The sequence below is a fragment of the Maribellus sp. CM-23 genome (assembly GCF_021354595.1).
GTDB lineage: Bacteria > Bacteroidota > Bacteroidia > Bacteroidales > Prolixibacteraceae > Draconibacterium.
Window position 1 is genome coordinate 147,052 of record NZ_JADWYJ010000004.1, and the last position, 21,160, is coordinate 168,211.

Here is a 21,160-nt window from a genome sequence, read left to right on the forward strand (position 1 = left end):
TGTTGCTGCCAAAAACTAAATTTCCGAAGATCGTATTATTTGTTGTAAAAACACATCCATTTGTTTCAAAAAACAGCAAAGTTTCACTAACTTTTTTACAGAATAAAAGACCCGAAAGTATTGTTAATTTATACTGAATCAGGAAGAAACAGTAGGTGCAAAGCTTTAGCAATTCAATCTAAGATTTATCTTTGTCTTAGGAACCGGAGGAAAGAAACTGACCACTGCCCGTCGAAAAACAGGGTGGTTGCAATCATATAATATTACGTTGAAATCTAAACCGTAACAGTGTTACACTAAAAATTTATCATCTTATGAACAGTATTTTTATTCTAGTACCCATCGCCTCCATTCTGGCGCTGGTGTTTGCCTGGATTTTCTTCAAATCGATGATGAAGAATTCGGAAGGTACCGACCGGATGAAAGAAATTGCCCAGTACGTTCGCGACGGTGCAATGGCTTACCTGAAGCGTCAGTACAAAGTAGTGGGAATCGTATTTGTGGTTCTGTTCATACTACTTTCCATTATGGCTTTTTTCAAAGTCCAAAACCCGTTTGTCCCGATTGCATTTATTACCGGGGGTTTCTTCTCGGGCCTTTGTGGTTTCCTGGGTATGAAAACCGCTACGTTTGCATCGGCACGTACTGCTCACGGAGCTTCGCAGTCGCTCAATAAAGGCTTGCAGGTAGCTTTCCGAAGCGGTGCTGTTATGGGACTTGTGGTAGTGGGTTTTGCACTTCTCGATATTGCAGCCTGGTATTTATTTTTAAGCGAGATCGTTTTTACCCCGGAGCACATGACCAGTGGTCTGCACTTTTTGGGGCTTGAGTTTGTTCATGCCGGAACTACCGAACATCAGAAACTGGTGGAGATTACAACTACCATGCTTACCTTCGGAATGGGGGCTTCTACCCAAGCCTTGTTTGCACGTGTAGGCGGTGGTATTTATACCAAAGCTGCCGATGTGGGCGCCGACCTTGTGGGGAAAGTGGAAGCCGGTATTCCGGAAGACGACCCGCGTAACCCTGCTACCATTGCCGATAACGTGGGTGATAACGTTGGTGATGTGGCCGGTATGGGTGCCGACCTTTACGAATCGTACGCCGGTTCTATTCTGGCAACTGCCGCTCTGGGGGCTGCACTTCCTGCCATTGCACTCGAAAAAACAGGCATAAGCGCCATTCAGGCAGTTACCGCTCCAATGATTGTGGCGGCACTGGGTATCATCCTTTCCATTGTCGGAATTTTCATGGTACGCACCAAAGAATCAGCTACTCAGAAAAACCTGTTGAACGCCTTGTTGCTGGGAACAGGAGGTAGCTCATTGCTTATTTTGCTGGCCATGGTAGGGCTGGCATACGCAGGCTGGATTACCTGGGGTGTTTTTGGCGCGGTGGTAATTGGTTTGGCTGCCGGTGTTATCATTGGTCAGGCTACCGAATATTATACATCAGATGAATATGGCCCGACAAAAGGTATTGCCAAACAGGCGCAACAGGGACCTGCCACTACCATTATCGACGGTATTGCTGTGGGAATGGGCTCAACCTGGGTGCCGGTAGTAACCATTGTTCTTGGAATTATGGGCGCTTTCTGGGCTGCCGGAGGTGGCAGTGAGTTTGCAATGGGCGTTTACGGAATTGGTTTTGCCGCAGTGGGTATGCTTTCTACACTGGGAATTACTTTGGCAACCGATGCTTTTGGCCCGATTGCTGACAACGCAGGAGGTAATGCCGAAATGTCTGAACTGCCAAAAGAAGTTCGTGAACGCACCGACGCACTCGATATGCTGGGTAACACAACGGCCGCAACTGGTAAAGGTTTTGCCATTGGTTCGGCAGCATTGACTGCCATGGCGCTGATTTCTGCCTACATGGAAGAAGTGCGCTTGTGGTTTGGAAAAATTGCCAAAGCGGGTGAAGGTTTTATTACCAAAGGTGAATACATTTTCTACAACGATGTGGCACCGGCCGTTCACGACGGAATGAAAGCGGTGAAAATATCGGCTGCCTCAGTAAAAGATTTCTCGGCAGCTTACGACATCACACTGTTTAACCCATTGTTCCTGGGAGGGCTTTTTCTGGGATCGATGATGGCCTTCCTGTTTAGTGCGATGACCATGAAAGCCGTTGGCCGGGCTGCCGGTGCAATGGTGGAAGAAGTACGTCGCCAGTTCCGCGAGATCAAAGGTATCCTGGATGGAACCGGAACTCCGGAATATGCAAAGTGTGTGGAAATTTCGACTAAAGGCGCACAGCGCGAAATGTTGGTGCCATCGTTGGTGGCCATAATCGTGCCGGTAATTGTAGGTGCAGCCATGGGCGTAGCCGGTGTTATTGGTTTGCTGGCAGGTGGTCTTACAGCTGGTTTTACGCTGGCAGTGTTTATGAACAATGCCGGTGGTGCCTGGGACAATGCCAAGAAATTCATCGAAAAAGGAAACTACGGTGGTAAAGGCAGCGAGGCGCACAAAGCCGGTGTGGTTGGCGACACAGTGGGCGATCCGTTCAAAGATACTTCAGGTCCTTCACTGAACATCCTGATCAAATTAATGACAATGGTTTCGGTAGTAATGGCCGGGTTAACCGTAACATTAAGTTTGCTGTAAAAGCATTTTAAATAACGATAGCAGGAGCCGCTGGTCAAACGATCAGCGGCTCTTTGTTTTTATGGCTGATTGTGAATGTGTTTCAGCATAGTGATTGCGAAGAAGGGGTGCCTTTGAACGGGATGGATTGCTTATTTTTCAAAACGGGAGTTAATTTTCGTGTAATTCATGAACAAAATATTTGTAATTTAAGTTCCTCTATCAAAAAAGAGTTAAATCAATAAAAACGATACATTATGGCAGATCTATCAACAACCTACATGGGTATTCAGTTAAAAAACCCACTTATTCTCGGAGCATGTAACCTGGTAACAAAACCTGAAGTGATCAAGCAGATTGAAGAAGCCGGAATTGGAGCCATTGTTTACCGCTCGCTTTTTGAAGAGCAGATTCAGCTGGAAGGTCTTCAGATGGACGAGTTGCTTTCGGAATATGAAAACCGCAATGCCGAAATGACAAGTCTTTTCCCGGGGCTCGAACACGCCGGACCCAAAGAACACCTCTACAATTTGGAGAAACTGGTAAAAAGCGTGAGCGTTCCGGTTTTTGCCAGCTTAAATGCCATTTACGAACCCACCTGGGTGGAATACGCCAAAGAGCTGGAGAAAACAGGCGTGGCCGGGCTGGAACTTAATCTGTATGCCGTTCCCGGTTATTTTGAAGTTACCGGCGAATCGATCGAAGACAAACAGGTGCAAATTGTAAAGGCCGTAAAAGAAGCGGTGAGCATCCCGGTAAGTGTGAAAATGAGTTTGTTCTACACCAATCCGTTGAACTTTATCAAAAAAGTGGATGAAGCCGGTGCCGATGCTTATGTTTTATTCAACCGCTTTTTCCAGCCGGAAGTGGACATCGACAAAGAAGAATATTTCTATCCGTGGGAACTAAGCAACCCGAAAGACCACATGGTGGGGCTGCGTTTTGCCGGTTTGCTGCACGGTAACCTGGAAGGCAGTATCTGTATCAACCGCGGTATTTACGATGCTAACGATGTGATAAAAATGATCCTGGCCGGTGCCGATGTGGTACAAATGGTAAGCACCATTTACCGGAATTCGCCGTCAGTGGTTTCTGATATTCTGATGGACATCAACCGCTGGATGGATGACAAAGGCTACAAATCGCTGGCTGATTTCCGCGGAAAACTGGCTCGCAAGAATATGAAAGATCCGTTTACTTATCAGCGTGCGCAGTATGTGGATATCCTGATGCGCTCAGAAGCGATCTTCAAAAAATACCCGATGGTATAACAGAACTTATACTATAAAGTTAAGCTGCCGCAACATCGTTGTTGGCAGCTTTTTTTTGCCCTTATCCGGAATGTTATGAAAAGGGGGAGTTGCAAACTTTTCATAAACAGAGTGTTGTGTTTTAAGTTGGAAACTCCTGCCCGGGCATTCTCTTTTTATCAAAATAATATTATAGTTTTGCCCCAACATTGGTGCCATCGTTTGTATGGCTAAGAGGGAATCAGGTGAAAATCCTGAACAGGCCCGCTGCTGTAAGCTCAGTAAAGGTCTTGTACTGGAAGAACCACTGTTCGTCGCTTGACGGATGGGAAGGTGTACAAGATGAGCAAGTCAGAAAACCTGCCAGTGAAAACATAATTTTTAAACTTTCGGGGACTAAAGTTTAGAGAAAGAAAAGTTCTTCTTCGGAACTGCTTTTCTGTTCTGTATTGGTCATTTCCTGGAAGTAGTAATATTCAGGAATTAGACAATGAACAGAAAATTCTCTTTAATATTGCTGCTTTATTTATTCTTGCCTTTTTGTCTGATTGCGCAAAGCAAATTGGATAGTGTGCAGCACATTGACGAGGTGAGGATAACAGCCGCAAAAACTTCTGCCAAAGCCATTATCCCGGCGCAGCAGCTCGAAGGGGCGCAACTTAAAGCACTTAACAGTTTCTCTGTGGCCGACGCCATCCGCTATTTTGCCGGTGTGCAGTTGAAAGACTACGGCGGCGTAGGAGGTTTGAAAACGGTGGATATCCGTAGCATGGGAACCAACCACATGGGGGTTTTCTACGACGGGATCCAATTGGGGAATGCGCAAAACGGACAAATCGACCTGGGCAAATTTTCGCTGGACAACATCGAAAGTATTTCTCTCTACAATGGACAAAAAAGCGACATCTTTCAACCGGCCAGGGACTACGGATCTTCCGGCTCTGTTTACTTAAGGTTCCGGCGTCCGCATTTTAACAAACAGGAAAAGCAGCATCTGAAAGCCACGTTCCGTACCGGTTCGTTTGATTTGGTCAATCCTTCTTTTTTATACGAGCGCAAGCTCAGCGAGACAGTAAGCGCTTCGTTGAATACCGAATATATTTATTCTTCGGGGAAATACAAGTTTCGTTACAAACGCGTATTGCCCGGCAGCAACGAGGTGGCTTACGATACAACTGCCATCCGGACAAACGGGGACATTTATGCCTTTCGCGTAGAGGCTGGTTTGTATGGCCGGATAAACGACGGGAACTGGGAACTGAAAACCTATTTCTACGATTCGGAACGGGGAATTCCCGGAGCCATTGTCAATAACCGGTGGATGAACGCCCAGCGCCAGTGGGATACCAACTTCTTTGTCCAGGGAGGAGCGCGGAAAGTGCTAACTGACAAATACGATGTGATGCTGAAATTTAAGTTTGCCAACGATCGCATGCGTTACCTGAACCCCGACACCACACTGATGTACATTGACAATACCTTCCGGCAAGGCGAGGCCTATGTTTCGTTGGCGCAAAAGTACGCCATTACCGGGTTTTGGGATGTTTCACTTTCTGCCGACTTTCAGCGAAACTGGTTGGAATCTGATCTGGATGACATGGTTTACCCAACACGCAACTCAACGTTAATAGCCCTTGCAACTGCCATCGATCTTGGAAAAATAAAAGCGCAGGCCAGTATCTTGGCTACCTTGATCAATGAAAAAATTAGCTCCGGTAAAAACACGGCAAATCAGGCCGGTTCTGCTCCCAATAAAGAAGAATTTACTCCTGCCGTATTCTTTTCATACGCGCCTTTCGCGGCTCAAAACCTAAGCTTCCGGGCTTTCTATAAGCATATTTTTCGGATGCCGACTTTTAACGACTTGTATTACACCGATATCGGAAACATTCAGTTGCAACCCGAATTCACCCATCAGTACAACCTTGGTCTAAAGTATTCAAAAAGCTATGAGCAGCAAACGTTGGCTCACTGGGAGTTGCAGATCGACGGGTATTACAACGAGGTGCGAAATAAAATTGTGGCTGTTCCGAAGGGAAGTGGAATGTATCGCTGGATGATGATGAACCTTGGAAAAGTTGAAATTCGCGGTCTCGATGTTTCTTCAAAAGCTGTTTTTCATTTGCCCCGCAACGTGCTGTTTCATGTAAAAGGTACCTATACTTATCAAAAAGCACAGGACTTTACGCGCCGTAAAAACCCGGAACTGGAAAAGATTACCTGGGGCGGGCAAATACCGTACATTCCCTGGCACAGTGGTTCGCTCATTGTATCGGGAGGCTACCAAAACTGGCAGCTTAATTACAGCTTTATTTATGTGGGCGAGCGTTACCACAATTCTGCCAATATCCGCGAAAATTATGAGCAGCCCTGGTACACGAATGATATGTCGCTTCTGAAAAATTTCAGTCTAAAGGAATCCAACCTGAAAATAGCCCTCGAAGTGAGTAACCTGCTAAGCCAGGATTACGAGGTGGTGTTAAACTACCCGATGCCCAAACGCAATTACAAAATCACTCTCACATTTGAATTATGAGCAAATTATTTTTACGAATGATCGGTTTGTTGTCGGTCCTGATCCTGTTTTCGTGCCGCGACGATGTGGAACTTTTTTCCGCAGACAACATCGATGTTGATGCAGGAGAAACAGGAAAATACCGCGGATTTTACCTGTTGAACGAAGGGAATATGGGAAGCAATAAATCGACCCTCGATTTTTATGATTTCGAATCGGGCACCTACAAGCGCAACATTTATGCTGAGGTGAATCCCAATGTCCCCAAAGAACTAGGTGACGTGGGCAACGACCTCCAGGTGTACGGCTCGAAACTCTATGCGGTCATCAACGTGTCGAACAAGGTAGAGGTACTGGATGCGCAGACTGCGGTTCGCATTGGGCAAATCGAAATTCCCAACTGCCGTTACATCCTTTTTCACGGAAAATATGCGTATGTAACTTCCTATGCCGGCCCGGTGGAGATCAACCCCGATTATACCCAGCTTGGCTTTGTGGCCAAAGTTGATACAGCTACGTTGGAGGTGGTCGGCAAGTGTCTGGTAGGATTTCAGCCCGACGAGCTCGCTATTGCAAACGGAAAAATTTACGTGGCGAATTCGGGCGGATACATGGGATCCGGAAGTACGGAGAATTACGAACGTACGGTTTCGGTTATCGATCTCGAAAGTTTTACGGAAGAAACGCGCATTGATGTCGACTACAACCTGCATCGCATACGGGCTGATAAACGGGGTAACCTATGGGTAAGTTCCCGTGGCGACTACAAAGAACTGCCGCCGCGTTTGTTCTTTATCGATGCCGAGAAGCAGGTCGTGACCGATACCCTTGAGGTGCCGGTAAGCAGCTGTTGGTTGCACGGCGATTCGCTGTATGTATGCAGTGTTTCCTGGAGTTACATTACTTTTTCGAACGAGATTACCTACGCCATTGTAAACACCCAAACCCGCGAAGTTGTCACCCGGAATTTTATAAACGATGGCTCTGAACAGCAAATTGAGATTCCCTACGGAGTGATGGTACACCCCGAAAACGGTGATATTTTTCTTAGTGATGCCGGGAACTATGTAACGCCGGGGATGCTGTACTGTTTCGACCGGCACGGAACCCGGAAATGGAGTGTTCGTGCGGGCGATATCCCTGCCCATTTTGCCTTGATAAAAACAAATGATTAACATAAATACATAAAAATGAGAAAGACCAATCGATTTTTGAGCTGGCTTTTGGCCGCGGTTGCTGCCTCTGGTATGGTAGCTTGTTCCGATGAGGAGGATGTAAAACCCGTTTCTGAGATTTCGTTAAACGAGAGTTACACCATTACCCGTTCAACGGTGCTGAGCATTAAACCCGAAATAACCGGTTTTGACAATGCAAGTTTTGAATGGCGCCTGATCGAAACGCCTGACGGTGAAAAAGATTCAGTGATACATGATGAGGCAGAACTTGACTTTATTGTGCTTCCAACCGGAGAGTACGGGCTAAAACTCCTGGTTAGCGATAAAACGGGGAAGGATACCTTGTATACCCGCGTTACGGTTGAGCAGGAAGAAGAGCCGTTTAGTCCTTACCTGTCGCAGGTTCATGATTATTTGCCGGGTATCGGGCAATTTGTAAACAAGCTTCCCAAATACGACGAAGGGGATACAAAGGAAAATATGATTGCGAAAGTCAACGAGGCCTTGGTGGGTGGACAAGCAAGCATGATTACGCTTGGTGGTTTTGGGGGCTACGTGGTTTTTGGTTTCGACCATACGGTGGCCAATATTCCGGGCAAGCATGATTTCCGGGTAAGAGGCAATGCCTTTGGGGCGGCATCCAATCCGCGCCCCGATGCTCCGTTTGGCGGAAGTTGTGAGCCGGGAGTGATTATGGTGGCTTATGACAGGAACAAGAATAATGAGCCCGATGCGGATGAATGGTATGAAATAGCCGGCAGTGCGCATAATCCGGAAACAAGCGAACCGTGGTATCCGATGGCCGAAGAGGCTGGCAATAATATGGAGTTGGAGCGCGAATACAAGATCACTTATTTCAGGCCCGAAGAAGAGGCAGAAGGGGCGATAGCGGAATACATCCGCTGGGAAGATAACCGCGGAAATTCAGGGTACAAAGTAAAAAATGCCTTTCACCGGCAGCCTTATTTCCCTGCGTGGATTGATGGCGATTCTTATACACTGGAAGGTACACTCTTGCCTCAGAATGGTGTTGACGAAAGCGGTCAGGGGAGCTACTTTGTTTTGTATGCTTTTGACTTTGGTTATGCCGATAACTATCCAAACGGTCATGAAAAATCAGGCATCGACATCGATTGGGCGATTGACCAAGACGGCAACAAAGTACACCTGCCCGGAATTGATTTTGTAAGGGTGCACTGCGGTGTTAACCAGGAAAACGGATGGCTGGGAGAATGCTCCACCGAAGTGGCCGGGGCCGAAGATTTACATTTGCTTGAAGCAGATAAAGACGAATAAAATAATTCAAGAGTTTAAAAACAGATATGAAGAAAAATTTGAAATTACTGGCGGCACTTTTTATCGGAATCACTTTACTTTCCTGTTCCGATGATGATCCAATTTTACCGAATCCTCCAAGTGCAAATATCAAGAGCCTCGGGGGAGGAGAGGAAATAGCCCAAAACGATACCCTGTATCTGATTGCCGAAATTAACAGTAGTGAGGAAGCTACTCATTCGTGGCTGATCGATAACCAAGTGGTGGAAGCAGGCGATACCCTGGCTTTTGTTTCCGGTGAGGTAGGCAACCATGAGATTGTACTGAAAGCTTCGAATGCTGGAGGAGAATACTCAACAACATTTTCAGTCAGTGTTTTTGGAAAATACCGCGATGGTGTTTGGGTTTTGAACGAAGGCAACATGACTTCGGAGAATGGCACGCTTATTTTTATCAGCTCAAAAGGAGTTGCAACCGATAGTGTTTACCAAAAAGTGAATGGATCGGAATTGGGAAATTCAACACAAGATCTTTTTATTGCCGATGGTAAAATGTACATCATGGCTCAGAATGGTGACCGTGCTGGTGGAGATGGAATGTTGGTGGTGGCGAATGCCGAAACACTCGAAAAAGAAGTGGCATATTCCAATGCAGAATTGGAGGCGCTAAGCTGGCCGACCCATGTGGCTGTTGTTGGCAACAGTGCTTACATCCGGGATAATGCCGGGGTATATTTGTTGAACCTCGAAAGCAAAGAGCTAACTTTTGTCGACGGCACATCGGGAGCCATGAAAAACCGGATGGCGGTGGTAAACGGAAAAGTTTTTGTGCCTGCCGGAAAGAAAGTATTCGTTTTGCAGGATGGCCAGCTAAAAGGCGAAATCGAGTTGCCGGGGACACTTTCCGGAATCGTTCGTTCTGCCGATGATAAACTGCTGGTTTCGTGCAACGGAACTCCTTCGTACGTGCTAAAAATCGATCCGGCCGATAACAGTACCATTCAGCAAAATGAAGTGGCGGATGTACGAATCAGCGCGGGATGGGGAGCGTCTCCGGCCATTGGCGCCAAAGGAGACACTGTTTATTTTAGTTCATCTACCAAAATTTACCGGCACATTCTGGAAACCGGGGAAACAAAAGAAATGACGGATGTGAAAAATCACATCGAAAACGCAGGAATTGTGTACAACAATCTGGGAGTTCACCCCATAAGCGGAGAAGTGTACTTTAACACGATTAAAGGCTACGGTCTGGATTTTTTAATCAACGATATTACCGTGTTTAACTTTAGCAGCGAAACACCTGTTCTGGTGAAAGATTTTAAAGATTATACAAATTTCCCTGCCGGGATTTTCTTTACAGATAATTTCCGCTAAGCGCCATATTGATCCATTACTCAACGAGAGGAATGACCTGTTTTTGGTTGTTCCTCTTTTTCTTTTACCAAGGATTTCTGTAAGAGAGAAAGATCACCTCTTTTCATTTTGACAGGCAGCAGGTGTTGTGCTTTCAGCATAAAAATGAGAGGCCGTCAGCCGGATCACTCCGGGACGGCCTGTCTTGATGGGTAATGGTTGTTATTGTCGCTTGTCGTAAATAAGCCGGTCGGTAAACACCGATTTGCCAAGTTGCAAACGGTAAATAATAACTCCCGTAGCAACATTCGAAGGAATGTATTCGACGGTTACTTTTTCGTTTTCGTCTACATGCCTTCTCAGCAAAGTATTGATTTTTGCCCCCGATGCATTGTAAAGTTCAAGCAAAGCAGGTCCGGCTTCTACTGCGGTGAAATCAAATACGACCCTTTCATTGAATGGATTGGGCCATACCTTGATTTCGATGCTCTGCGTGGCGGTGAGTTCCGGAGACGCTATGCTGGCTGATTTATTTCCTTTGGGTTTATGGATGATGACCGAACCGCCGCTAACCACCGTTGCCGGTTCTGCTGTTTCGTCGGTCTGTTCAATGTTGTTATCGTAAACAATCGCACCATCGTTATCAAGATCCCAGATTTTTATTCTGAATTTGTCGAGGTCGCTGCTGCCACTAAGGGCTCCGTCAATAACTGAAATCATAAACCCGTAATTGCCACTGTCATTAATGGTTCCTACTCCTTTAAACTGGGCTTTGGCTCCTGAAATAATAAGTCGCATGGCATCGAAAGTCGAACTGTTGAATTTCAGGTTTCCGGCCTGGAACTGAAACTCGGTATGTCCCACCGGAACGTTACTCCCTTTTTTGTATTTGGCCACAAAACCAAAGTTGGCTCTGCCTGTAAGTGTCATGTCCTCTTTATAGGCACCTGCCGGAGACCAGATCCAACCTCCCCCGGTTACAAATCCGCCATCGGGGTCATAAACCGGGATATAGTCGGAAAGCATCGTATCTAAATTGCCGCATGTATCGCTAACGATCAACTCAATGCGGTAAACTCCCGGCTCGTTGTAGGTATGAGAAGCAGTGGATGTTTGTGCAGAAGAATTTTGATGAGTGAAATAGCCGTCACCCCAGTTCCATTCCAGCTCTGCAATTGCTCCGGAACATTCGGCATTGGCAATAATCTCAGTTCCCACCGGGTTCGGATCAATAGGAGTAGTGAGTGAGACTATTTCTACTGAAACCGGACAATCTCCTTCGCAAGCCCCCATGTTACAAGGTCTGTACTCAATGGTGTCCCCGCAGAGAGTTCCTCCATTCGAGGGATGTTGCAGTACTGTTCTTGTTCTGAATTGTGTTCCATCGCCGCACTCGGCACTACAGTTACTCCATTCGCTCCACTCACTCAATACGCAGTCTATGATATAAGGAGTATCGTCACACACATCGCCAATATTGTCTTCATCGGAATCCAACTGATCAGGATTATAAGTGTCCGGGCAGTTATCATCTGCATTGGCAACAAAACCTTCCGGCTGTCGGCATGAGACAGAATCAACAGCCACATCTCCATAACCGTCACCATCTACATCGGCGTACCAGGCAAAAGTCTGGACGTCTTCGTCGATTTCTCCGTCGCAATCGTTGTCGATGCCGTCGCAAACTTCCGGATTTCCCGGGAAAATATTTGGATTGGTATCATCGCAGTCGCCATCGCAACTGCTAACTCCGTCAGCGTCTTTATCGAGTGGATTGATTGACGGGTTAGTATCATCACAATCAAGGTTGTTGAAAACATAACCATCGGGTGCAGAACAGGCCAGCGAGTCAATGTTTTCATCGCCAAATCCATCACCGTCAGCATCGGCATACCAAACCGAGCCAACTCCCTCGTCTATGAGATTATCACCGTCATTATCTTTGCCATCACAGATTTCTGTTGCATTGGGGAAAACGGTCGGATCAGTGTCATCGAGGTCACCCTGGCAGGAAGAAAATCCATCATTATCTGCATCTAGCTCATTGGCAGGTACGACTCCGTCACAATCGTTGTCAATACCGTCGCAAAGTTCCGGTGCTCCCGGGTAAACAGTCATATCAGAGTCGTCGCAATCGAGGTTGTTTTCAACAAAGCCATCGGGTGTGGAACAAGCCAGCGAGTCAATGTTTTCATCGCCAAATCCATCACCGTCAGCATCGGCATACCAAACCGAGCCAACTCCCTCGTCTATGAGATTATCACCGTCATTATCCTTTCCATCGCAAATTTCCGGTGCATTGGGGAAAACACTTGGGTCAGAGTCATCCAAATCACCCTGGCAGGTAGAAAATCCATCATTGTCTGCGTCTAGTTCATTGGCAGGTATGTTTCCGTCGCAATCATTGTCGATACCGTCGCAAAGTTCCGGTGCTCCCGGATAAACGGTCACATCTGAGTCGTCGCAATCGAGGTTGTTTTCAACAAAGCCATCGGGTCTGGAACAGGCCAGCGAGTCAACGTTTTCATCGCCAAAACCATCGCCGTCAGCATCTGCATACCAAACGGAGCCAACTCCCTCGTCAATCAGACCATTGCCGTTATTATCGATGCCATCACAAACTTCTGTTGCATTTGGGAAAACGGTCGGATCAGTGTCATCGAGGTCACCCTGACAGGAAGAAAATCCGTCATTATCAGCATCTAGCTCAGTGGTAGGTACATTACCGTCACAATCATTGTCGATTCCGTCGCAAAGTTCCGGTGCTCCCGGATAAACGGTGATATCAGAGTCGTCGCAATCGAGGTTGTTCTCAACAAAGCCATCGGGTGCGAAACAGGCTAGCGAGTCAATGTTTTCATCGCCAAATCCGTCACTGTCAGCATCGGCATACCAAACCGAGCCAACTTCTTCGTCAATCAGGCCATCACCATCATTATCCTTTCCATCGCAAATTTCCGGAGCATTGGGGAAAACGGTTGGGTCAGTGTCATCCAAATCACCCTGACAGGAAGAAAATCCATCGTTGTCTGCATCCAATTCATTGGCGGGTACGTTTCCGTCACAATCATTGTCAATTCCGTCGCAAAGTTCGGGTGCTCCCGGATAAACGGTGATATCTGAGTCGTCGCAATCGAGGTTGTTTTCAACAAAGCCATCAGGTGCTGAACAGGCCATCGAGTCAATGTTTTCATCACCAAATCCATCGCCGTCAGCATCGGCATACCAAACGGAGCCAACTTCTTCGTCAATCAGGCCATTGCCGTTATTGTCTTTGCCATCGCAAACTTCTGTTGCACCAGGGAAAACCGTTGGGTCAGTGTCATCGAGGTCACCGTTGCAGGCCGAAAAACCATCGTTGTCTGCATCGAGTTCATCGGTAGGTATGTTTCCGTCACAATCATTGTCAATTCCGTCGCAAAGTTCGGGTGCTCCCGGATAAACAGTTATATCAGAGTCGTCGCAATCGAGGTTGTTGGAAACATAACCGGCAGGCGTTTCGCACGACAAAGAATCTGTTCCGAAAGCGCCGTAGCCATCTCCGTCGCTGTCCACATACCAGGTGCGAATGCCAAGAAGGATCTTGATCTCCTGTGTTTGATACGATCGGTTCCCATTGGTGTCAGCAAAAGTCCAGGTAACCGTGGTGTCGTAATCGATTGGCAAAGTTAAATCCGGAACTCCCGTAATTTGCCCACCGCAGTTGTCTGTCGCTGTGGGAGCAGTCCAGGCAGTAATTCTGCAGTCGGCAGAAAGCAATGGTAATACAGGAATATCAGGAGCCGGTTGTTCCGTGTCGTTAACTGTTACTTTAAACGAATCAACCCGGATGTTTCCATGAATATCTTCGGCAGTGTAAATTATGCTTGTTATCCCGACAGGGAAAGATGCACCTGAAGAAAAGTTGCTTGCCAGGCTCGCCATAGCGCAGTTGTCTGTGGCTTGCAATTCTGCCCAGGTTACGAGGGCAGAACACAACCCGGCATCGTTTGAGACTGAAATATCAGCCGGTAGATTTACAATCGCAGGTGGGGTGGTATCAATAACCGTAATTTTTTGCGTGACAGTATCGGCCTTGTTTCCGGAATTGTCTTCAGCTGCCCAAAAGATGAGGGTTTCACCAACAGGGAATTCTGAGTTGAAGGCCAACCCATCGTTTCTTGTTCCGGTGGCTGTGACTTCATCCCGGTTGTCGGTGACCGACGGAGCAATGATTTCTACCAAAGCGCCGCACTGGCCGGGATCATTGTTTACTGTCATATTACTTACAGCACTAATTACCGGAGCAATTGTATCTTCCAAAACGGCAATCTTGAAATACACAATGTCGGATAGATTGGATGGATTGAGGCCATCGTCAGCGACTGTTAGCTCAACGTCGTAAGTCAGTCCGCTTTGTGCTGCAACCGGAGTAAAACTAAATTCTCCGGTAGACGAATTCAAAATCATTCCTGCATCCAAAGCAGCTTGGTTTATGGAATACGAAAGTAACTGGATCGGAATATCGGGATCCGTTGCTGCGAAATTTAAGGTCAGCGTCGAATCAAAATCAATAAACTGATCATCCACCAGATCAAGTGTTGGCGGTGAATTGGTTTCGACAACCGAAATGGTGAATGTCGCGGTGTCAGCCAGTGTATCCGGGTTATTTCCATCATCGGTTACTGTAACCGTTACGGTATAATCTGTTCCTCCCTGTTCTTCTAAAGGAATCCAGGAAAATGCCCCTGAATTTGGGTCAATGGTCATTCCCAGGGCCAGTGAGGCATTGTCCAAAGTATAGGTCAACTGTTGAGGGGGAAAATCGTCGTCGCTTGCCGTTACATTGAATGCCAGTTCTTCGAATTCATTTATGGTTTTGTTTTCGATGGAATCCAGCACCGGTGGAATATTGTCGGGTAGCGTTGTAACAGAGCCGTTTGCAGTTGTTGGGATAAGATAGCTTACGATTGTTCCTCCGTTGAATGCGTTGTATTCATAAATCGAGAAATAATAGGTACGGTTGGCAGTAAGGCCTGTTACAATAATGTTGTCGTCTTCGCCATCATATACAACATAATTGCCCGAACCGATTGAATCTCCGGCGCCCAGGTAAGTGTTTTCGATGTAATTTACATTGTCAACGGGATCTGAATCAACCGGAGAACCTTCGCGCATTACAATTATCCTTTTCTGACCGCTTCCCGGAAGGAAATTGATCTGGAATGAATTTTTTGTGATCAGGGTAGCATCCAGTACCTGCGCATTTTCCTGCGGAGGCCCGAGTGTGGTGAATTTTCCGGTTAACGGAGGCCTTAAAAGTACAGGACCAACATTTCCATTGTATTCATAGGCCGCCAGATGGTAGGTTGTTCCGCCTTCGAGGTCGAGCATGGTGAAATTATTGGCAGTTCCTTTGTAAACCACATAGTTCTGATCGCCCAAATGACCGTTTCTTCCAAAATACTGGTTCCACGAATAGGTGGTTGTATCTTTGGGTTCAACACTAACCGGACTTCCTTTTTTGGCAACCACCATCCGGCGTTGTCCATTCCCGTTTGTCCACGATACATTCCCTGATTCGGGGGTAATTCCGCTAACTGCCAGGTTGGAAGCTTGTATGGTAGGAGGGCCGTAAGTCCATCCATCCGTTGAGTCATGGGCCGAAGTGAGGTAATCGATGTCTGTTCCTGTTCCTCCGTATTCAAAAATCTTAAAGTAGTACTGTGTGTTGGTCCCCAATCCTTTGGCATAGGCGAAATAGCTGGCGCCGTCGTAAATTACTTTTTGTCCCGGACTTATTTCGGGAGCAAGCCTGAAATCTTCGTTGGCCACATAATCCACTCCATCTTGCGGAACTGCATCAACCGGTTGTCCTTCGCGGGCAATGATGATTCGGTTGTCACCAGCTCCTTTCGTCCACATTAATCCAAGCTGGTTGCCATCAGTACTGTTTATTCTGAAATCGGTAGCAGGTGCCGGAGGTTCAAAAGTCACGGTAAAGGAGCCGATCTCGGGATCTATCTGTTTGTAAACGGGGGCCTGTATTCCGTTGTACTCAAAAATGGCAAAGTGGTAGGTATTTCCGGGATCGATGCTGGTGATCTCGGTATAGACTGTATCCATATTATTGCCATCCGTTCCGGAATAGGTATAACTGAATATGGTACTGTTGTCGCCGATTTTTGCCCCGCCACCAAAGTAGGTGGAGGCATAATAGGTTTTCAAATTTTTCGGAACTCCGTCAACGGGTGCATTGGCCTGGGCCAGAATCAGCCTTCGCCCGCCGCTACCTGGTGTCCAGTAGATTCGAAGTTTGTCGAGTGTGATAAGTTTAAAGTGCATGTCTCGGGCGGAAGTTTCTGGAGCTGCAGCTGTTGATCTTACCCCTTTAAGCGTTTCGCTTAGCAGGTAATTACTGATGTCTCCGCTTCCGTTGTATTCAATTACCTCAAAATAATATCTTGTGCCTATTTCTAGGCTGTCGATATCAGCATAGTAACCGGTGCCATCGTAAACTACTTTTTGCCCGGGTGCGATTTCGGGTGCTAAATTAAAGGCTCGGTTGGCCGTATACTGTACTCCATTGGAAGGAACAGCTGTAATGGCAGAATCTTTTCGAGCAAGAATTATGCGCCTGTCACCATCTCCGGGAGTCCACATCAAACGCATGGAATTTCCTTCAATGGAGTAAAAGTTCAGCGTACGGGATGGCTCGGTTGGTGGTGGAGGTAATTTTGTTGTAAATGAAAAGGTATCAACGTTTGTGGTGGCGTACACCGGAGAATTGGTCCCGTTAAATTCAAATGCTGCAACATGGTAGGTTTTGTTCGGACTTAATCCGGCAAAACAGGTAGTATCAGTTCCTTTGTAAACCACATAATTCCCGTTTCCAACATGTCCGTATGAACCAAAGGTACTGTTCCAGGAAGAAATCCGAACAAATTGTGTCGGGACATAATCAACCGGAGCACCTTCTTTCATGACAACAATTCTGCCCATTCCGTTACCGGGAGTGTAGTTTAGTTGTGCCAGGTAGGCGCTGACGGAAACGGTATCTATATTACTGACATTTACCGAAGGGACTGCTTGTGTGGACTCACTGTGTGTCGGGAATTCACTGGTTAAATAGCCGATCTTGTTGCCGGATCCGCTGTATTCAAAAACTGCGAAATGGTAAGTAGTTCCCGCTTTTAGGTTGTGTATATAGCAGTTGTTGTAGGCGTTGTCGTACACCACTTTTTGCCCGGGAGCAATCGAATCTGCCTGATCGAAATACGACGATTCTTTGTAATCTATATTGTTTTGCGGAAGTGCATCCACCGGTGCACCTTCACGGGCAACAACAATACGTCGTGTCCCATTTCCCGGAGTCCAGCTTAGTTGTAACTGATCGCCTTCGATCAAACCAGAAGTTTGCAAGTTGGTGGAGGCAACAGTGGGATTACTTAAAGTTGTAGTATTCGCACGTGCCGGATTTGTTGTTAGATACACGGGGCCGGAACTGCCGTTGTATTCAAAGGCCGCGAAGTGATAAGTTGAATCAGGATAAAGATTTGTGACAGTGAATGAACCGCTGGTTCCCTTATACACGACAAAATTTCCGTTTCCGATAATCGATGCTTCGTTTATGCCGCGGTAGTGCATCGCCGTGTTGGATTTGTATGAAATCAACTCAACGGGATTGGCATCGACCGGAGAACCTGCCTTGCATAATACAATTGTTGCATTACCGTCGCCACGGATCCAGTTCAGATCCATTGAGTTTCCGTTAATGTTCGAGATCTGGAACGATGTAGCCTGAACTTCCGGGGCGAAGAGGGTGGTAACCGTATCTGCCAGGTAGCTGGAGGTGAGGTACTCGGTGTCGAAACTGGTACCGTTAAACTCATAAATGGCTAAATGATATTCGGTTTCAGCCACCAATCCGTTAATGGTAAATCCTGTTGAAGCACCTGAATATACCACGAACTCATCGGTTGCGATTTGCTGCCCGCTTCCAAATGTACTGTTGGCATTGTAAGTCGATCCGTTTTGAGGAACAGCGGTAACCGGCGATCCCATTTTCATAATGGCTATTCGGTAAGCGCCGTTACCTTTTGTAAAGTTCACATACATCGAGTTCCCCTGAATGTTACTGGGAACCAGATTGCTCGAGGGAGTAGTTGGCTCAGCGGCAAAGCCAATGCCGCACAGCAACATAAAAAATGTAAGCAAGTAAAATAATTTCATAACCCATCAATTTATAGAACACCTTATCTTTTATCTGTCCAATGTTGAAGAAATGGAGCGAAGTGATTAAGATGGCGTTGTTGTTCGTCTTTTGATGCGTCAAATTAGGGCACTCCCGTTTTTTATGAAAGTGCGTATGTGTGAATGGTAACTACCGGCTTGTCAGTGGTTGTTTTGAATGAGTTTGACAACTTCCTCCCGCCGGTTTCGGGCGATGGGAAGCACGTGGTTGTTGCTCATCAACACTTCTCCGCCATCGCGTTTGAAATACTTGGTGATAAAACCGGGGTGAGCCAGGTATGATTTGTGAATGCGGATAAAAACACTGTCGGGAAGCATTTCTTCAAAATGCTTAAGCGTTTTGCTGGCAATAATTTTTCTGTTTTCGGTGCAGTAAATCTCCGAATAATTTCCGTCCGACTTTATGTAAATGATGGAGTTATAGTTGATAAATTCGATTCCGTCAAAAACCGGAACGGCAATTTTGTCACCCCGTTTTTGCTCCTGTGTTTTTTGCCTGTTTCGGATAGCCAGGTGAACAACCTTTTCCAGCTCGTCGGGTAATACGGGTTTTAGCAGGTAAGCAATGGCTTTTGTGCCAACGGTTTGAATGGCGAATTCTTGGTGTGCCGTGGTAATAATAACATCCACTTTCAGGTCTTCCAGAAGCTCCAGAATGTCGATCCCCGAAAGGCCCGGCATTTCGATGTCGAGAAAAACGAGGTCAGGTTTTTCGGCTCTTATTTTCTTTAGCCCTTCTACGGGGTTGTTGCTGGTAAACAGAATTTCAACTTGTTCGTCGAAACACTCGCGCAGGTCGTAAGAGAGGGTTTCTGTTGCGTGCTTTTCGTCGTCGATAATACAGGTTCTGAGTTTCATAAGGAAGGTTGTTTTTCAATTTTGGGTAATTTACCTGCATGCTTTTTGGCAGGCTGAAGTTCGACCAGCGGAAGTTTTAGCGTGACCTCTGTTCCCGCAGCCTGGTTGTTAGCATATAAATCGGTGATAATAATGTTCTCTTCGCTGGTGTGCAGGCGTTCAATTAAATCGATTCTCTTTTGGGTAAGGTCCATTGCCATCGACTGATGCCCTTTGGGTTTAGAAGTATGATTTTGCGAAAACCGGCGTCCCACTCCGTTGTCTTTTACCCGGATTATAATTTTACTGTTTTCGGTTGCCACAAACAATTCCAGTTTTTTATCCCGGGCACTGGGGGCTAAACCGTGCCGGATGGCATTTTCAATATAGGGTTGAATAATAAGAGGCGGAACCAGCACATTGGCGGTGTCGATGTTTGACGAGATTTTAATTTCAAAACCAAAATCTTCCCTGAACCTGAGCTCTTCCAGCTGTACGTATAATTTTAGGGTATCGGTTTCTTCGCGGAGTGTTATGTTCTCTTTGGCTGAATAGTAAAGTATCAGGCGGATTAATTTCGAAAATTTGGTGATGTATTCTGAGGCTTTGTTTATTTCGTTGGAAATAACATAGGCGCGGATGGAATTCAGCGAATTAAAAATAAAGTGAGGGTTCATCTGTGCTTTCAGGGCGCTCAGTTCTGTTTTGGCAATTTCACTCTCGATCGATTTCTTTTCCAATTCAATCTGGCGGGTTCGGTATCCCATTCCTAGCGAGAAAATAAAAACCTCGATAGCGGCGCCGTACATCATAAATTGTATGTCTTTCAGTAAAAGAGCTGTTACTCCGCCAAGCAGGAAAGTAAAACTACCTGCGAGAAAAAACAGAACGATCCTTTTTTTATACTTCCGGAGAATGTAGATGTAGGCCCCCAGGCTAAACACAATCATGTAATACCTTTCGATATTGAGGATGGTTTCTTCCCAGCCTGTGAAAGGAGACACGGCGTATATCGATAGCTGCAGAATTACCACAAACACCAGCAGGTAGATGGAGACTTTTATGTACTGGTAAAGTTTCGGAAAATCATATTGGGCATTCAGAAAGGCAATGGAAAATATTAAATAACAGATATTGACAATCACTTGTATTACCGTATTGTACAAGGGGTGAATAAAGGGGGCACTGCTCATTAAAAAATCCAGGATGATGCTTGTTCTGGTGCCAAGGTATAGCAGCAGCGAAAGGAGGTAAGCCGAGTAAATGATAAAAAGCTTGTCGCGGTACAGGAAAAATATTCCCAGAAAATAGACGATCATCAGGGCTATTCCGCCGATAAACAGAAAATAGGGAAGGTTGCGTTTAAACGAAGAAACAGTAATAAAATGATGGTAAAAAGCCAGTGTCTCCTGGTTGACCAACGATGGTTTGTTTAGAAAATACCTGTTTTTGTAATCTTTTACTCGGGCCAGAAAATACCTGCCACTTATCAATTGTTCTTTTAGGATAGGGATGTTGGTAAGATCGTCGACCAGCGGGTCGTTTTCTTTGTTACGCAGTCCGGCCTGGTACGAAAGGAGGACCGAGGTGTTCTGGTAGAACATTTCAATTTTGTCCCAATAGTCAAAGCTGATGTACCATTGCGTATCGTCCGAGAGTTTTGCACTGTCGAGCGTCATTAGCACCCAGTATGTTTCGGCAGATTTCATCAGGTACTTTTCAGGAAAGGGCTGGAATTTCTCAATAAAACCGGGAGAAAGCAATGCCGGGATGTCAAAGTGCTCATCGTTGCTGATAAACAGGCGGGTTTCCATTATTTCGCTTCCATCAGCAAAAACAACGGGTGGTTGAGACTTTGCAAATTCGGGAAACAGCAACAATACATATAGTAACACAAAGTATCCGGGCTGCATAATCGGTTGTAGTCAGGTTT

9 protein-coding genes, 1 pseudogene and 1 riboswitch are annotated in these 21,160 nt (G+C 46.2%); of the genes and pseudogenes, 6 read left to right on the forward strand and 4 right to left on the reverse strand.

Features of this window, described 5'->3' with window-relative positions:
* The first annotated feature begins 314 nt into the window (after window positions 1–314).
* The 6 genes from INQ51_RS14520 (at window position 315) to INQ51_RS14545 (ending at window position 10,179) form a co-directional block, all read left to right on the forward strand.
* Complete coding sequence (locus INQ51_RS14520; RefSeq protein WP_233378693.1) at window positions 315–2,609, forward strand: sodium-translocating pyrophosphatase; 2,295 nt, start codon at window positions 315–317, stop codon at window positions 2,607–2,609.
* A 236-nt stretch (window positions 2,610–2,845) separates the two neighbouring features.
* Complete coding sequence (locus INQ51_RS14525) at window positions 2,846–3,859, forward strand: dihydroorotate dehydrogenase-like protein (protein WP_233378694.1); 1,014 nt, start codon at window positions 2,846–2,848, stop codon at window positions 3,857–3,859.
* A gap of 172 nt (window positions 3,860–4,031) precedes the next feature.
* A riboswitch (cobalamin riboswitch) is annotated at window positions 4,032–4,221 on the forward strand.
* 107 nt (window positions 4,222–4,328) lie between these two features.
* Window positions 4,329–6,374, forward strand: coding sequence for a TonB-dependent receptor plug domain-containing protein (locus tag INQ51_RS14530; protein ID WP_233378695.1), 2,046 nt, complete (start codon window positions 4,329–4,331; stop codon window positions 6,372–6,374).
* Window positions 6,371–7,528: a YncE family protein gene (locus tag INQ51_RS14535; protein WP_233378696.1), complete on the forward strand. Its 1,158-nt coding sequence runs from the start codon at window positions 6,371–6,373 to the stop codon at window positions 7,526–7,528. Before INQ51_RS14530 ends, INQ51_RS14535 begins: the two co-directional genes overlap by 4 nt.
* 15 nt (window positions 7,529–7,543) lie before the next feature.
* The gene (locus INQ51_RS14540; RefSeq protein ID WP_233378697.1) at window positions 7,544–8,824 is read left to right on the forward strand and encodes a hypothetical protein; all 1,281 of its coding nucleotides are present in this window, start codon (window positions 7,544–7,546) and stop codon (window positions 8,822–8,824) included.
* A 26-nt stretch (window positions 8,825–8,850) separates the two neighbouring features.
* Window positions 8,851–10,179, forward strand: a complete 1,329-nt coding sequence (locus tag INQ51_RS14545) for a DUF5074 domain-containing protein (RefSeq protein WP_233378698.1) — start codon at window positions 8,851–8,853, stop codon at window positions 10,177–10,179.
* 201 nt (window positions 10,180–10,380) lie between these two features.
* Here the strand turns inward: INQ51_RS14545 and INQ51_RS22640 are convergent, their stop codons facing one another.
* The 4 genes and pseudogenes from INQ51_RS22640 to INQ51_RS14560 all read right to left on the reverse strand — a co-directional run bounded on the left by INQ51_RS22640 (window position 10,381) and on the right by INQ51_RS14560 (window position 21,041).
* Window positions 10,381–11,451, reverse strand: a complete 1,071-nt coding sequence (locus INQ51_RS22640; protein WP_317207967.1) for a PKD domain-containing protein — start codon at window positions 11,449–11,451, stop codon at window positions 10,381–10,383.
* Between the two features lie 360 nt (window positions 11,452–11,811).
* Window positions 11,812–18,369, reverse strand: a pseudogene (locus INQ51_RS14550) (MopE-related protein); the annotation flags it as partial.
* 162 nt (window positions 18,370–18,531) lie between these two features.
* Window positions 18,532–19,248, reverse strand: coding sequence for a LytR/AlgR family response regulator transcription factor (locus INQ51_RS14555; RefSeq protein ID WP_233378700.1), 717 nt, complete (start codon window positions 19,246–19,248; stop codon window positions 18,532–18,534).
* Entirely contained in the window at window positions 19,245–21,041 is a 1,797-nt protein-coding gene (locus tag INQ51_RS14560; RefSeq protein WP_233378701.1) for a sensor histidine kinase, read from the reverse strand. Before INQ51_RS14560 ends, INQ51_RS14555 begins: the two co-directional genes overlap by 4 nt.
* Window positions 21,042–21,160 lie beyond the last annotated feature (119 nt).